The 300-nt window shown below is 36.3% G+C and carries 1 protein-coding gene; it reads right to left on the bottom strand.

The genetic code is table 11. From position 1 onward, the window contains the following. Positions 1-245 (bottom strand): response regulator (locus EII42_RS12745; RefSeq protein WP_125172444.1); only part of this gene is annotated, 245 nt, incomplete at its 3' end. Between the last annotated feature and the right edge of the window lie 55 nt (positions 246-300).

A 300-nucleotide genomic window follows, 5' to 3' on the forward strand; every position in this document is an offset into this window, starting at 1 on the left:
AAAATTCTTGCATCAATTCCTTCTGTGCGTAACGCTTTTAATGTATCTAATCCGGATAATCCTTTCATATTTAAATCTAAAATGATTAAATCTGGCTCGAGTTGCAATGCCAAATTTACCCCTTCACTTCCACTTCCTGCGTCACCTATCACTTCAAAAGATTCATCTAGTTCGAGTAATTGTTTGATACCTCTCCGCATCAACGGATGATCATCGATTAATATTACTTTGGTTTTGTCAGACATTTATTATCCCCCTATTATGAGAGTGCAAGGCGACTATGAAAAGGTACGATTTTTG

The sequence above is a fragment of the Tessaracoccus sp. OH4464_COT-324 genome, from assembly GCF_003932855.1.
Classification (GTDB): domain Bacteria; phylum Actinomycetota; class Actinomycetes; order Propionibacteriales; family Propionibacteriaceae; genus Arachnia.